Annotated in this window: 12 protein-coding genes; 7 read left to right on the top strand and 5 right to left on the bottom strand. The window is 71.5% G+C overall.

The genetic code is table 11. The features are described from left to right. Positions 1-55 precede the first annotated feature (55 nt). Both O7624_RS29980 and O7624_RS29975 read right to left on the bottom strand, forming a co-directional pair. Positions 56-1,681 carry an anibiotic ABC transporter gene (locus tag O7624_RS29980; RefSeq protein WP_282238278.1) on the bottom strand — a complete coding sequence of 542 codons (1,626 nt, stop codon included), beginning with the start codon at positions 1,679-1,681 and terminating at the stop codon, positions 56-58. Further along, a complete protein-coding gene (locus O7624_RS29975) occupies positions 1,678-2,598 on the bottom strand; it encodes an ABC transporter ATP-binding protein (RefSeq protein WP_282238277.1) in 921 nt (306 codons plus the stop codon). The genes O7624_RS29980 and O7624_RS29975 overlap by 4 nt, the downstream gene beginning before the upstream one ends. Positions 2,599-2,704: 106 nt before the next feature. On the opposite strand from O7624_RS29975, the gene O7624_RS29970 reads away from it, so the two are divergent. Next, positions 2,705-3,535 (top strand): TetR family transcriptional regulator, encoded by an 831-nt coding sequence (locus O7624_RS29970; protein WP_282238276.1) that lies wholly within the window; start codon positions 2,705-2,707, stop codon positions 3,533-3,535. A gap of 64 nt (positions 3,536-3,599) precedes the next feature. Here the strand turns inward: O7624_RS29970 and O7624_RS29965 are convergent, their stop codons facing one another. Continuing rightward, positions 3,600-4,925 (bottom strand): metallophosphoesterase, encoded by a 1,326-nt coding sequence (locus tag O7624_RS29965; RefSeq protein WP_282238275.1) that lies wholly within the window; start codon positions 4,923-4,925, stop codon positions 3,600-3,602. Positions 4,926-5,064: 139 nt separating this feature from the next. Continuing rightward, positions 5,065-6,582 (bottom strand): glycerol kinase GlpK, encoded by a 1,518-nt coding sequence (glpK, locus tag O7624_RS29960; protein WP_282238274.1) that lies wholly within the window; start codon positions 6,580-6,582, stop codon positions 5,065-5,067. A 206-nt stretch (positions 6,583-6,788) separates the two neighbouring features. Here glpK and O7624_RS29955 point away from each other — a divergent pair, with 206 nt between their 5' ends. Together O7624_RS29955 and O7624_RS29950 are read left to right on the top strand one after the other, a co-directional pair. Beyond that, complete coding sequence (locus tag O7624_RS29955; RefSeq protein ID WP_282238273.1) at positions 6,789-7,661, top strand: SDR family oxidoreductase; 873 nt, start codon at positions 6,789-6,791, stop codon at positions 7,659-7,661. A gap of 62 nt (positions 7,662-7,723) precedes the next feature. Further along, a complete protein-coding gene (locus tag O7624_RS29950) occupies positions 7,724-8,215 on the top strand; it encodes an ATP-binding protein (RefSeq protein WP_282238272.1) in 492 nt (163 codons plus the stop codon). 25 nt (positions 8,216-8,240) lie between these two features. On the opposite strand, the gene O7624_RS29945 is transcribed toward O7624_RS29950, so the two are convergent. Then, positions 8,241-8,561, bottom strand: a complete 321-nt coding sequence (locus O7624_RS29945; protein ID WP_282238271.1) for a TraR/DksA family transcriptional regulator — start codon at positions 8,559-8,561, stop codon at positions 8,241-8,243. Between the two features lie 455 nt (positions 8,562-9,016). Between O7624_RS29945 and O7624_RS29940 the strand changes: the two genes are divergently transcribed. The 4 genes from O7624_RS29940 (at position 9,017) to O7624_RS29925 (ending at position 14,647) form a co-directional block, all read left to right on the top strand. Beyond that, positions 9,017-9,448, top strand: coding sequence for an SCP2 sterol-binding domain-containing protein (locus O7624_RS29940; protein WP_282238270.1), 432 nt, complete (start codon positions 9,017-9,019; stop codon positions 9,446-9,448). Further along, positions 9,445-11,502 carry a glycogen debranching N-terminal domain-containing protein gene (locus O7624_RS29935; protein WP_282238269.1) on the top strand — a complete coding sequence of 686 codons (2,058 nt, stop codon included), beginning with the start codon at positions 9,445-9,447 and terminating at the stop codon, positions 11,500-11,502. The genes O7624_RS29940 and O7624_RS29935 overlap by 4 nt, the downstream gene beginning before the upstream one ends. Positions 11,503-11,608: 106 nt before the next feature. After that, entirely contained in the window at positions 11,609-12,121 is a 513-nt protein-coding gene (locus O7624_RS29930) for an NUDIX domain-containing protein (protein WP_282238268.1), read from the top strand. Between the two features lie 174 nt (positions 12,122-12,295). Beyond that, positions 12,296-14,647: a hypothetical protein gene (locus tag O7624_RS29925; RefSeq protein ID WP_282238267.1), complete on the top strand. Its 2,352-nt coding sequence runs from the start codon at positions 12,296-12,298 to the stop codon at positions 14,645-14,647. Positions 14,648-14,673: the final 26 nt, after the last annotated feature.

Below are 14,673 nucleotides of genomic sequence, written 5' to 3'. Positions count from 1 at the left end.
TGTCGAGTCACTCGTCTGCAAACGATCAAGACGGATCAGGCGGGCTCAGGCGGGCTCAGGTGGGGGTGTCGCGGCGGCGGAAGGTGGTTAGGCCGAGCGCGAGCAGCGCGGCGGCGACGGCGGTGAGCACCACCAGGGGCAGGACGGTGACGTCGACGGCGGGCACCGACGGCACATGGGTGTACGGGGAGAGGTTCAGCGCCGCCTGCGGCAGGTCCAGCGCGGCACCCAGCTGGCCGAGCAGCAGGAACACGATGAGCACCGCCCAGCTCAACGCGACCGACAGACGCGGCAGCGCCCCGAACAGGGCGGTCACCACCCCGGCGACGACAAGCAGGGCCGGCAACCACAGCAGCGCCGCACCGGTCAGCTCGACGGTCCAGCCGACCGGGTCACCGACCGCCAGCCCGTACCCGAGGCCGGTGGTGGCGCCGGCCAGCAGCATCAGCGCCAGCGCACCGAGCACCGCGCCGGCCACCTGAGTGCCCAACCACCGGTAGCGGCTGACGGCGGTGGCGAGCAACGGTTCGAGGATGCCGTCGGACTCGTCGCCACGCACCCGCAGCAGGGCCTGCACGACGTACGCCCCGAGGGTCAGGGCGAACAGCGCGAGCATCGCCGCCAGGAAGGCGTCGACCAGTTCGGCCCCGCCGCCGAGTTGGGCGATCGCCTCGGCGGCGGCCGGGTTGTCGGCGATCATGTCGTCGACCTCGTTGCCGGCCAGGCCCATGGCGAGGCCGAGCACCGCCACCGCGACCGCCCAGCCGGTCAACGCGCCGCGGTGCAGCCGCCAGGTGAGTCCGGCCGGGCTGAGCAGGCCGGCGGCGGCGGTGGCCGGCCCCCGGCGGGCGGCGAGCAGGCCGGCCCCGAGGTCGCGCCGTTCGGCGAGCGCGTACGCCCCGGCGACCCCGACGGCCAGCAGGGCGACCGGCAGCGCGAGAACCCACCACCGCTCGCCGCCGAAGGCACGGATCTGGGTGCCCCAGCCCAGCGGCGACAACCAGGTCGGCCAGGCGCTGTCCAGGCGTACCCCGTCGGCGGCGCGCTCACCGAGCACGTCACCGGTGGCCCGCAGCAGGAACGCCACCCCGACCGTGGCGGCGGCGAGCGCGTTCGCACCCCGGGAGGTCACCGAGAGTTGGGCGGTGACGGCGGCCACCCCGGTGAAGGCGAGGCCGACCCCGACGATCGCGGCGGCGGCGGCCACCGAGCCGGCGGCCGGCAGCCCGGCACCGACGAAGGCGAGCGCGAGCAGCGCACCGGCCAGCACGTTGGCGCCGACCACGACGACCAGGGCCGCGGTGAGCAGCGCGTACCTGCCGACGGCGGCCGCGCCGAGCAGTTCGGCGCGGCCGGTCTCCTCGTTCTGTCGGGTGTGCCGGACCACGGCGAAGGTGCTGAGCAGCGCGGCGAGCACGGCCAGGGTGAGGTACGTCTCGGTGACCACCACGGCACCGAGGTCGGTGCTGGCGACCGGGCCGTTGAAGGCGCGGGCGACGACACTTGTGTTGGCCACCTCGGCGTACCCGATGCGGTTCTGCTCGTCGGGGTAGATGCTGGCCACGCTCTCGGCGAGGGCGTAGCCGATCAGCGGGCTGCCGAGCGTCCAGATGGCCAGCCGGACCCGGTCGCGACGCAGGGCCAGCCGGGTGAGCCGGCCGGTGCCGGTGAAGGCGCTCATCGGGTGCCTCCGGTCTTCGCCTGCCGGTCACCGTTGACGGCCTCGCCGTAGTGCCGCAGGAACAGTTCCTCAAGGGTGGGCGGTGTGCTGGTCAGCGCGCGGACCTCGAAGCGGACCAGGTGGGCCAGGAGCGCGTCGAGGTGTTCGGGCTCGACCTCCAGCCGGACGCGACCGTCGACCGGGCGGACCTCGTGCACGCCAGGCAGCTCCGTGAGGCCGGTCACCGGCCGTCCGGTCTCGACGGTGACTGTGGTACGCGCCAGGTGCCGCAGCTCGGACAGCGTGCCGGACTCGACGATCCGGCCCTCCCGAATGATGCTGACCCGGTCGCAGAGCGCCTCGACCTCGGCCAGCACGTGGCTGGAGAGCAGGACGCTGGCGCCGGCCTGGGTGAGCTGGCGGACCTCCTCCTGGAACACCGCCTCCATCAGCGGGTCCAACCCGGAGGTGGGCTCGTCCAGCACGTACAGCTCGACGTCGGAGGCGAAGGCGGCGACGATGGCGACCTTCTGCCGGTTGCCCTTCGAGTAGGTGCGGCACTTCTTCGTCGGGTCCAGATCGAAGCGTCGCAGCAGTTCGTCGCGCCGACGCCGGTCCAGCCCGCCGCGCAGCGCGCCGAACAGGTCGATCGCCTCACCGCCGGAGAGGTTGGGCCAGAGGTTGACGTCGCCCGGCACGTACGCCAGGCGCCGGTGCAGGGTGACCGCGTCGCGCCACGGGTCGCCGTCGAGGATGCGGACCTGCCCCGAGTCGCGGCGCAGCAGGCCGAGCAGGATCCGGATGGTGGTGGACTTGCCCGAGCCGTTGGGTCCGAGGAATCCGTGCACCTCCCCCGGTTCCACCGTCAGGTCGAGCCCGTCGAGCGCGCGTACGCCGCCGAAGGTCTTGACGAGGTTCTCGATGGAGATCACGGACATGGTGCCTCCCGTCGTACCGGTGTCTAGCGAACCACTGTACTGACCGATGGTAAGGGGTTGACGCGAGGCGTCCCGCCCGGCGGTCAGGAGGCACTACGCTTGGCCCATGAGCTGGGAGGAGACCGACGGCACCCGCAGCCGGATCCTGCGCACCGCATCGGACCTCTTCGCCGAGCAGGGATACCAACGCACCTCGCTGCGGCAGATCGCCGAACGGTTGCGGCTGACCAAGGCCGCCATCCTCTACCACTTCCCCAGCAAGGCGCATCTGCTCACCGCACTGGCCGAGCCGCTGATCCGCGACCTGGAGGCGCTGCTGGACAAGGCCGGGGCACTGCCCGGCCAGCAGGCGAGATGGACGCTGCTGGAGGGCTGGGTGGACACCATGCTCGCGCACCGCGGCCCGCTCGGCATGCTCTTTCACGACCTCGCGCTCGTCGACCGGGGCAGCACGTACCACCGGCTGATGCAGATCGCCATGCGCGCCAACGAGATCGTCGCCGGACCGGACGCCGGACGCCGGGATCGGGTCCGGGCGGTCCAGGCCATCGCCATGTGCAGCGATCCGGTGGTGTTCATGATCGACGTGCCCGCGTCGGTGCTGCGCGGCGACATGCTCGACGGCGCCTGTCGCCTGCTCGGCGAGACGCCACCCGACGTGGCGGAGCCGGTGGACCGGTCCGCACCGGCGACCGACCTGACGACACCGGTGACCGAGGCGACCTCCGGCACCGTTTCCGCGACGCCCGAGCGGGTGGGGCGGCGGCGGCCGGGGCGACCCCGGTCGATGAGCCCGGAACAGGTACGGTCCGCCCGGCGGATGCATCTGGCGGGCACCCACTCGGCCGACGAGATCGCCGCCGAGTTCGGCGTCTCGCGCGCCACCGTCTACCGCCACCTCGACGCGGACGACAATAACGAGACAGTTCTAAGATAGTTTCGAGACAGCCTCGGCCGGCCGGTCCGGTGCCGGTGGCGGGGCGCGCCCCGCCACCGGCACGTCACCGCAGCAGGCCGAGCCCGGCGTACGTACGCTCGTGCGCCGGAAACTCCTCGTCGGTGTGCGGCGCGTAGATCCAGGTACGCAGCGAGTCGGCAGCCGTGTCGATCTCCACCAGCCGCACCGGGTTGGTCCGGCGCGAGTGGAACGTCTGTAGGAAGGAGTGGACCCGATTGCCGTGCACGCCGGTGTCCACCCGGGACGCCGCCGTACCGGTGTGGCCGGAGAAGACGAACCGGATGTTGGGGTATCGCGCCACGAGGTTGTCGAACAGGTACCGTGGGCTGGTCGAGCCGTAGCCGGCCGACTGGCCGATCGAGGCGTCGCTCTCCAGGTAGTGATGAGTGACGATGACGACGTTGTGCCGGGGATGGGCGGCCACGACGGCCTTCGCCCAGGCGACCGCCGCCCGGCGCGGCCACAGCTCCAGACTCAGCACCAGCCACCGCACGCCGCCGGCGGTGTAGGTGGCGTAGGCGTTGTCCACCTTGCCGGCCTCGAACTGGCCACGCACCGCCCCGAACCGGCCCGCCGTGAAGTACCTGTTGAACACCGTCGTGTCACGCAGCAGTTGCCCGGCGGGGCTGCGCAACTCCCCGTCCGGCCCGGCGGCCTGGGTGTCGTGGTTGCCCACGGCGAGGGTGTACGGCATGCCGGCCGTCTCCAGTGGACGCAACGCGGCCCGGGCCCGTTCGTACTGCACGTGGCCGGGAGAGTCGTAGTTCACCACATCCCCGGAGTGCGTGACGAAACGCAGGTCGAGGGTGGCGCGCTGGGCGACCAGCCAGTCGACGCGCTGACGCAGCCGGGTGTCGCCCGCGGACAGCACCTCCTCCTGGGTGTCCGGGACCACGGCGAAGGTGAAGGTGGCGTCGACCGCCGGCGGCGGCTGCACCCGCACGTACGCCAGGTGTGCGTTGCGGTCGCACGCGCCGGTGTACCTGTCGTTGACCAGCTCGATCCGAACGTCGTGCCGCCCCTCCGGCAGCTGCTCACCGACCGGATAGCTGCCGTAGTCGGTGGCGCTGGTCACGGTGACCTCGCCGATCACCTCGCCGGCCACCCTGACCCGCAGGGTCGGCCAGCCGTCGCAGTGATCGCCGATCGCCCCGAAGACCAGCCGGCCGGCGCCCCGCACCGGGATGCTGGCGTAGCTGGCGTTGTGCCACAGCGTGGCGTGGGTGCCCGACGGCGGCCGGGGCGTGCCCGTCGCCGGTTGGATCGAGCCGTTGACCACGGTGAACGGTGACGCCGCGTGCGCCGCGCCAGCCAGTACGCCGGCCGACAGTACGACCACGACCGCCATGATCGCGCGCGTGATCCGCATGGATGTCCTCCCTGTGCCCACCCCCGGCAGCTGCCGGACATCGGGATGCTAAGGCAGACTCACCGGACATTCCGGCACCGCGACATTGACACGCAGTGACGTTAACTTGGCCGAAACGTCACAGGGCACGGTGACGTCGTCAGCCGACGTCGACCCAGTCCAGCGTGCGCTGCACCGCCTTGCGCCAGTCGGCGTAGCCGGCCGCGCGCTGCTCGGGCGACCAGGTCGGCTGCCAACGCCGACTCTCGTTCCAGTTCTCCCGCAGTTCCTCGGTGTTCCGCCAGAATCCGACGGCCAGGCCGGCGGCGTAGGCCGCGCCGAGGGCAGTGGTCTCGGCGACCACCGGCCGGCTGACCGGCACGCCGAGGATGTCCGCCTGCAACTGCATGCACAGGTCGTTGACGGTGACGCCGCCGTCGACCTTGAGGCGTTCCAGCGGTACGCCCGAGTCCCGCGCCATGGCCTCGGCCACGTCGCGACTCTGGTAGCAGATGGCTTCCAGCGTTGCCCGGGCGATGTGCGCGTCGGTGTTGTAGCGGGACAGGCCGACGATCGCGCCCCGGGCGTCGGATCGCCAGTACGGGGCGAACAGGCCGGAGAAGGCCGGTACGAAGTAGACGCCGCCGTTGTCGTCGACCTGGCGGGCGAGGTCCTCGCTCTGCGCCGCACTGCTGATGATCTTCAGCTGGTCGCGGAGCCACTGCACTGCCGAACCGGTGACGGCGATGGAGCCTTCGAGCGCGTAGACCGGCGGCTGGCCGGCGAACTGATAGCACACGGTGGTGAGCAGCCCGGCCTCGGAGCGGACGATCTCCGACCCGGTGTTCAACAGCATGAAGTTGCCCGTACCGTACGTGTTCTTCGCCTCGCCCGGGGCGAAGCAGACCTGACCGACGGTGGCCGCCTGTTGGTCACCAAGATCCGCGGTGATCGGAACCGGTCCGGCGAACGGGCCGCTGGGCAGGGTGACGCCGTAGGCGTCCGGATCGGACGACGGAACGATCCGGGGCAGCATGGCGCGTGGAATGCCGAAGATGGACAGCAGTTCGTCGTCCCAGTCCAGGGTTTCCAGGTTCATCAACATGGTCCGGCTGGCGTTTGTGGGGTCGGTGACATGGGCGCCGCCGTCCGGGCCGCCGGTGAGGTGCCACAACAGCCAGGTGTCGGTGTTGCCGAAGATCGCCTCACCGCGTTCCGCGGCCGCGCGCACCCCGTCGACGTGCTCCAGAATCCACTGGATCTTGCCACCGGAGAAGTAGGTCGCCGGCGGTAGACCGGCCTTGCGCCGAATGATCTCGCCGCGCCCGTCGCGCTCCAACGCCGAGGCGATCCGATCGGTCCGGGTGTCCTGCCAGACGATGGCGTTGTAGTACGGCCGACCGGTGCGCCGGTCCCACACCACAGTCGTCTCCCGCTGGTTGGTGACACCGAGGGCCGCCAGGTCACCCGCCGCCAGGCTGTGCGTGTTCAGCGCCGTACGCACGACCGTCTGGGTCCGTTCCCAGATCTCCAGCGGGTTGTGCTCGACCCAGCCGGCGCGCGGCAGGATCTGCTGGTGTTCGAGCTGGTGGCGGCCGACCTCGTTGCCACCGTGGTCGAAGATCATGAACCGGGTGCTGGTGGTGCCCTGGTCCACGGCGCCGACGAAGTCAGCCATGCGGTTCTCCTTCTCCTGGTCCTCGCTGCGGTACCGCCTCGGGGTAGATCCTTCCCGATGTCCGCGCCGCTCACCACGAACGGCCGGCGCGGACGTCGGGTTCGGCGGGCGGACGGCACCGGGTGGGTCGGCCGACGCAAGCCCGGTACCGTTCGGCAGACCACCACTGGGTCGCCGCCGGCGGCGACCGGGACCAGGAGCGCAGCATGCGGCTAGACCTACGCGACCGGACCATCCTGATCACCGGAGCGGCGCGGGGTATCGGCGCTCAACTGGCCCGGGCCGCCGCGGCCCGGGGCGCCCGGGTCGCCGTCGTCGGCCTGGAACCGGTGCTGTTGCGGCAGGTCGCCGCCGAGGTGGGCGGGCACTGGTACGAGTGCGACGTCACCGACCAGGCGGGCCTCGACGACGCCGTCGCCTCGACCGTGCAGCGCTACGGCGGCATCGACGTGGTGGTGGCCAACGCCGGCATCGCCAACATCGGCACCGTGTCCACCGGCCCGGTCGACGCCCTGGCACGCACCATCGAGGTGAACCTGACCGGCGTGGTCCGCACGGTCAGCGCGGCGCTGCCGCACGTACGCGCCGCCCGCGGCCACGTCCTGATCGTCTCGTCGGCGGCGGCCTTCGCCGCCATGCCCGGAATGGCCGCGTACTGTGCGTCGAAGGCCGGGGTGGAGCAGTTCGGCAACGTGCTGCGGCTGGAGAACCGTCGGCGGGGACTCACCGTGGGCACCGCGCACCCGATCTGGATCGACACCGACCTGGTGCGCGACTTCCGCGACGACCTCGCCTCCTTCCACGCCGCGCAGCGCAAACTGCCCTGGCCGCTGAACACCGTGGTCAGTGTCGAGCGGTGCGCCGAGGCACTGCTGCGCGGCATCGAAGGTCGGCGACGCAAGGTCTACGTGCCACGGTCCATCGCCCTGGTCCAGGCGCTGCGCCCGATGGTGCTCAGCGGGTTCGCCGACCGGCTGATCGACCGCTTCGGCGGCGCGGAACTATCCGAGCGGTTGGAGGCGGAGGTACACCGTCTCGGCCGATCCTTCGGTCGGACGTCGGTGGAGGGTGGCCAGTAGCTTCCGGATGGTTGCCCCTCGGCAAAGGTCGCGGATGTTCGCGGACGACGTACCCTGCCTGCATGAACTACCTCGGCCCGCCGGACGCCCGGGATTCCCGCGACCCGTCCCCCGGCGGCGGCGAGACCACCCCACTGCTGTCCGAGTCGTTCACCGCGCAGACCGTGACGGCGCTACGGCATCTGCTCACCGCCCGGGTGGCCGCCGCCGGCCTCACCGGCGATGTGGCCGAGGATCTCGTCCTGGCCGTGCACGAGCTGGTCACCAACGCCGTGCTGCACGGTGGGGGCCGGGGGCGACTCGACCTGTTCCGGCGGGCCGACCTGCTCATCTGCGAGGTCACCGATCACGGCCACGAGCGCGGTGGCGACCTGCCGGTGAACCTGCCCGCGACGAACACCCCGGGTGGCCGGGGTCTCTGGCTCGCCCATCACCTGACCGGGGCGTTGACGCTTACCCGCCGGCCCGACGGTCTGACCGCGACCGTCACCGCCAGCCTGCGCGACGAGCCGTCCGGGTCGCCCGAGGCCACGGACCGGCCGCCGCACCCGTGAGACGAGCGGCGGCCGGTCCACCTGGTCAGCCGTTCTGCTTCTGCTGGCACGACACGCAGAACCGCGCGTGCGGCAGGATCTCCAGGCGTTCCCGGGGGATGTCCGTTCCGCACCGCTCGCAGCTGCCGTAGCCACCGGCGGCGAGGCGTCGCAGCGCCCCGGCGATCTGGTCGAGGCTCTGCCGGGTGGCGGCGATCAGCGCGGCATTCGTGTGTGCCTCCGCCGGATCCCCGGTGTCGGCCGTCAACTCGGTCAGCCGAGTCGTCTGGGCCTCGAACTCATGGTTCAGCGTCGCCTCGAGTTCGGTGCGCCACTGCTGGTCGTAGGTGCCGGTTCGTTCGCTCATGTCGGGTCCTTCCGGAAAAGAAAAAGGGCCGAAGCTCTGCGCTTCGCCCCTGGGCCGTCACGTGTCCGTGCACGGTTTCCGGAGGGCTGCGACCCGCGGGACGCGGCTGGCCGTGACCGGCACGCCCGCGGACCCGGGGCGCGGGGGTGGCCGCGCCGGGCACGCGCAGCACAACCGCCGCCGCCGTGACGGCGGCGGCGCGGTTGAGCGGCGCGGCGGTTCGCATCGGACCACCATAGGCGGCGGCCAGCAGGAAACCAATGCCGATTCCCCAGGCGCGGGTCGGGTCGTCCGGATCTACCTGAAGGTGGCCAGCCAACAAAGACCAGCACCAGAGCGGACCAAAGCCGTTAAGGTGACGATGGCGGAGGAGTCTGACCGGCGCTTCGCCGCCGGCTCGGGCCACCCTGGCGCCAGCCCTCGTCGGCCGGCAACGCCCCCCAGGAGGTGCCGGAATGTCGGAGGCGGTGCGCGACTTCTTCGACAGCCTCGCCGAGGGTGGGGGGCGGATGCTTCGGCAGGTCTGCGGCACCGTGCGATTCGACCTGGGTTACCCCGACCGGGTCGACCACTGGCTGGTCAGCATCGACCAGGGCCGGATCACGGTGTCGCGCGGCGACATGACGGACGCGGACACGGTGATCTACACCGACGCGCAGTTCTTCCTGCGGATGGCCCACGGCGAGGTCAAGCCCCTGCCGGCGTGGCTGCGCAACGACTTCACCGCCGACGGCGAGTTCCGTTTCGTCGTCATGTTGGAGCGGCTGTTCGCACCACCGCCCGACGCCCACCACCCCCGTGAGGTGGCCGCCCGGGCGCTGGCCGCGTACCGACGGCCGTCGCCGGACGCGGCGGCGCCCCCGGCCGGCGACGGGGAGCCGCGGTGAGGAAGCTGGTCCGCATCCTCGACGGCAACATCTTCGCGCTGAGCGACGACAACGGCGACATGGACTTCAGCCCCACCAACCCGAGCGGGTTCTTCGCCTTTGACACCCGCTTCCTGTCCACCTGGCGGCTGCGTCTGGACGGGGAACGGCTGCACCCGCTGGCCGTGCACGATCCGAGCTACTACAAGATCCGGTTTTTCCTGGTTCCCGGTCACCCGACCCACTACGTCGACGCGAAGGTCTCGGTGATCCGCGACCGGTGGATCTCCGACAGCGCCTTCATCGAGCACCTCACCGTGCTCAACCACACCAACGGCCCCGTGGACTACGTGCTGCGCATCGACGCCGACAGCGACTTCGCGCCGGTCTACAACGTGGTCTGGCCGCACGCCTCGACACTTCGCGGCTACCGCGAGGTGTCGGGAGACGGTCTGCGGCTCGGTTACCGGCGGGAGAAGTTCCATCGGGTCACCGACGTCTCGACGAGCGAACCGGCCGAGTTCGACGAGCGTGGGTTGACCTTTCGGATCCGGGTGGACCCGCAGGGCCGGTGGACCACGACCCTGCGGGTGCAAGGGCTGGTGCTGCGTCCGGACGGAGCCGACATGCGGGAACGCCTGCGGCATCCGCGCGGCAAGGTGGGCGCCGAACTGCGCCAGGACCTCAGCGACTGGGTCGCCGAAGCCCCTAAGTTGTACTGCGACTGGAAGTCGTTGTGCACCACCTACCAGCGCGGGCTGATGGACCTGGCCGGCCTGCGCTTCTCTCCGCTGGCGCTGCCGCACGAGACCATGCTCGCCGCCGGGTTGCCCTGGTCGGCCACCATCATCGGCCGCGACAACCTGCTCACCTGCTACCAGACTCTGCCGTTCGTGCCCCGGATGGCGGCGACCACCCTGCGCCTGCTCGCCATCGACCAGGGCACGGTGCTCGACGACTTCCGCGACGAGGAACCCGGCAAGATGCTCAACGAGTTCCGGTACGGGGAGATGGCCGCCTTCGAACATCGTCCCCAGTCGCCGTACTACGGCGGAGCGGACGTGACGCCGCTGTTCGTCGTGCTGCTCGACGAGTACGAGCGCTGGACCGGCGACGCCGCGCTGGTGCGGGACCTGGAAGATGCCGCCCGCGCGGCGTTGCACTGGATCGACGAGTACGGCGACCTGCGCGGCGACGGCTACCTCTGGTACCAGCCGCGCAACGACGAGAGCGGGGCACAGAACCACTGCTGGAAGGACTCGCCGGAGGCGATCTGCTACCGCGACGGCCGGCTGCCGGGGCTGCCCCGCGCCACCTGCGAGTTGCAGGGATACGTGTACGACGCCAAACGGCGCGGGGCCCGGCTGGCTCGCGAGTTCTGGGGCGACCCGGCGTACGCCGAACGCCTGGAACGGCAGGCCGAGCAGCTCAAGCAGCGATTCAACAGGGACTTCTGGATCGATGGGGGTGAGTACTTCGCGCTGGCGCTCGGCCCCGACGGCGACCGGGTGGACGCGCTGGCGTCGAACATGGGGCACCTGTTGTGGAGTGGCATCGTGGACCCCTCCCGGGCCGCCGCAGTCGCCGATCACCTGCTCGGGCCCCGACTCTTCTCCGGCTGGGGGGTGCGGACGCTGGCCACCGGGCAGGCCAGCTACAACCCGCTTGGCTACCACGTCGGTACGGTGTGGCCGTTCGACAACTCGCTGATCGCCTGCGGGCTGCGCCACTACGGGTTCGTCAAGGAGGCGGGGATCATCGCCGAATCCGTCGTCGAGGCGTCCCAGCATTTCGCCGGGCGGATGCCGGAGGCCTTCGCCGGCTACGACCGCGAGCTGACCCGCTTTCCGGTGCCGTACCCGGCCGCGAACAGTCCCCAGGCATCCGCCACGGGTGCCACCTTCCTGCTGCTGCGCGCCCTGCTCGGCCTGGAGCCGTACGGCGACCACCTGGTGGTGCATCCGGAGATCCCGCCGCGCTTCGGCCGGATCGAGCTGCTGAACATCCCGGGACGCTGGGGTCGTAAGGACGCGATCGGCAACGCCCGGACCTACGGTCCGCCAGCACCACGCTGACGACGACCAGGTCGATCGCGCTGCGCAGCTGGTCGGGCGGTGGCGGGGCGTCCCCAGGCTCCGCTGCCGGCGGTGCCCGGCCGCATGCCAGGTAACGTGCTGCGGCATGACTGGCGTGGCGTACTCGCATTGTTCGTACTGCGGCGCGGCCTACCCGCCGCCGGTCGGCTGGCCCCGGCTCTGCGCGAGCTGTGGTCAACAGGTCTGGCGAAACCCGCTGCCGGTGGCGGTTGCCGTACAGCCGGTGCTGACCGCCACCGGTCTCGGCGTGGTCGTCGTCCGGCGGGACATCGAACCCGCCCGAGGGCTGCTCGCGCTGCCCGGTGGGTTCATCGAGCACGGCGAACGGTGGGAGGACGCGCTGGTCCGCGAGCTGCGCGAGGAGACCGGCCTGCATGCCGACGCGGCCGGTGCCAGGCTGGTCACCGTGCAGAGCGCGCCGGCCGGCGGCACCATGCTGATCTTCGGGGAACTGCCGGTACGACCCGCCGAGGATCTTCCGCCCTCGGTGCCGACCGCCGAGGCCACCGAGTGGCTGGTGCTGACTGAGCCGGCCGAGCTGGCCTTCTCCACCCACACCGAGGTGCTGGCCGACTTCCTCGCCCGCCGGCCCGCCTGACCGCCGGCCCGCATGACCAGCCGGGCCGTCTGACCAGCCGGGTCGCCTGACCAGCCGGACGCCGCGAGCAGGCGTGGTCGACGGCTCGGCGGGTAGACGGGGAGACCGCACCGGGACGCCGGGCCCGTGCCGGGTCGGGTCGGGTCGGGTCGGTGCACACGTTCCGGGGGGCCGATGACCAGCGAACCGGGGACGTCGGACGACGTCATCGAGCTACGGGTGCACGGGGTGTCCGGTGCCGACGCCGAGCAGATTCTCGACCGCCCGCACAGTCACCAGGTCGCCGGGGACCGTAGCGGCGGGTTCTACCGGCCGCGCCCGGGCTATCCGGACACCAGGGGCCCGTCGGGCGTGACGCTGGAGGCGTATCGCTGGGGCGAACTGCCCTCCGGCACCACCGTCCGCACGCTGTCGCTGATGTTCCTGCTGCCGTTCATGCTGTGCAACGTCGCGATCTGGATGCGACCGCCCCCAGGCCACAAGTCCGATTCCGGGGTGAAGGCGTTGTGCCGGCTGCTCGCCCTCAGCCTCACCATGCTGTACGTCCTGGCGGCGATGGGCGTGGCGCTGGACCTGATCGCCTGGCGGTGCGTGCCGAACCCGTCCTGTCTGGCCGGGCGGCCGTGGCTGTCCTGGATCAGCGACCGACCTCCCGGGCTCACCCTGGCCGTCTTCGCGCTCCTGCCCTTCAGCGCGCTCATGCTGGTCTGGCTGCTCGGTGTCCGCCCCGGCCGCAACTTCGCCGCCTTCCACACCCCGATCACCACCTCGGGGGGCCACCAGCTCAGCGCGGTGGGCCAGTGGGACAGCGCGCCGACCGTGGACCGGCTCTGTTCACTGCACGGCGCCGCCGGCCTGATGACCCTGGGTCTCGGTCTACTGGCCGCCCGGATCGGCTCGGGTCCGTCGCCGCTCAGCGTGATCCTGGCCGTCGTCAGCGGGGCGGTGCTGTTGGCCAGCATCGTGCTGGTCTGCGCGCACCCGTTCGTCGACCTGCTGCCAACCGGCTCGTACGGGGACCGGATAGCGCGCGGGCTGCGCAACCTGGCCTTCGCGCTGATCGCTGTGGTGCTGGTGGCGGTGTCGGTCGACCCCACTCCGTGGCGGATCCGGGACGGGCTGCCCGGCTACGCCACCGCCGTCGGGCTGGTCATCTCCTCCCAGGCGGTGCTGCTGTTCCTGCTCGGCGCGGGCGCGCTGATCGCCCGGAGCCGACGACGGCACAACACCGCCGACACCACCGGCAGCGGCGAATCGTTCGACCGTGGCGACGCCGGCCGCGGTGCGGCGCCCGCACCAAGTGTCGAGCCCGACGAGGCGCGTCGCGGATTCGGCCGTAACGGGCTCGGCGCCGGACCGCTACGCGGGCTGGGTGCTCCCGTGATCGCGGCCAGCGCCACCGGGCTGGCGGTGGCGATCTCCGCGGACCTGGTCTACCGGGTTGCCGATTTCCTCAACCGCCGTGCCGACGCCGACGGGGAACGGGCGATCAGCCCGCCGCTGGGCTACAAGTGGGCCATCTTCGTGTTCCTGGTGGCGGCGGCAGCCACCCTGCTGGCGGCGCTGATCATCGTGCTGGCCAGTCGTATCCCCCGGATGCGCACCGCCCGGGCCACCGTCGCGCACGACTTTCCCGACGCACCGCCGGCCGCCCGGTACCGCCTGCACGAGGTCGAGCGCATGATCGCCCGGGCGCGGTTCACCGAACGGGTGGAGTCACTCGCGGTGGTGTACGCCTCTGTCGTCGGGGTGGGCATGCCCAGCAGTCTGCTCGGCATGCTGGGGCTGGCGCCGGGCCCCACGGTGCAGCAGCTGACCGGCATTCCGGCCGCGGCGACCAACTTCGGTATCCAGATGGGCAGCTTCCTCATCGCGGCGGTGGTGTTCGCGCTGCTCGTCGGCGGCGTCTTCGCGTACCGCACGTCCCGGTTCCGCAGGTACGTGGGCGTGCTGTGGGACCTGGGGACGTTCTGGCCACGGGTGGCGCACCCCTTCGCACCACCCTGCTACGCCGAGCGCGCGGTGCCGGAACTGAGTCGACGGATCGCGCACCTCACCGACCAGGGTCACGGAGTGCTGCTCACCGGGCACAGTCACGGTTCGGTGCTGCTCGCGGCCACGATCCTGCAACTGCCACCCGAGGTGTGCGGCCGGTTGGCGCTGCTCACCTACGGCTCACCGCTGCGCCGGCTCTACGCCCGGCTGTTCCCCGCCTACGTCAGTGACGAGGTGCTCCGCGACGTGGGCGACCGGGTCAACTGGCGGTGGATCAACCTGTGGCGCGACACCGACCCGATCGGGGGCTGGGTCTTCTCGCCGCACCGGCCGGAGCGTCCGCCGACGGTGTCCGGCGCCGCCGGCACGGTGGACCGGCGGCTGCGCGACCCGGTCGGCGTCGTCCCGCCGCCCGGCGACAGCGTCCCGCACCCGATCGTCGGGCACTGGCCCGGCGAATCCGATCCGCGCTTCGAGACCGCAGTGACGGAGCTGGCGAGCCGGCTGCGTGGCCACGACAAGCCGGTCTGAGCCGACCGGCGGTGCGGCTATCCTTC

Origin of the sequence: Verrucosispora sp. WMMD1129 (assembly GCF_029581255.1) — a bacterium.
Lineage (GTDB): Bacteria > Actinomycetota > Actinomycetes > Mycobacteriales > Micromonosporaceae > Micromonospora > Micromonospora sediminimaris.
This window is presented reverse-complemented; position numbering and strand designations above follow the sequence as displayed.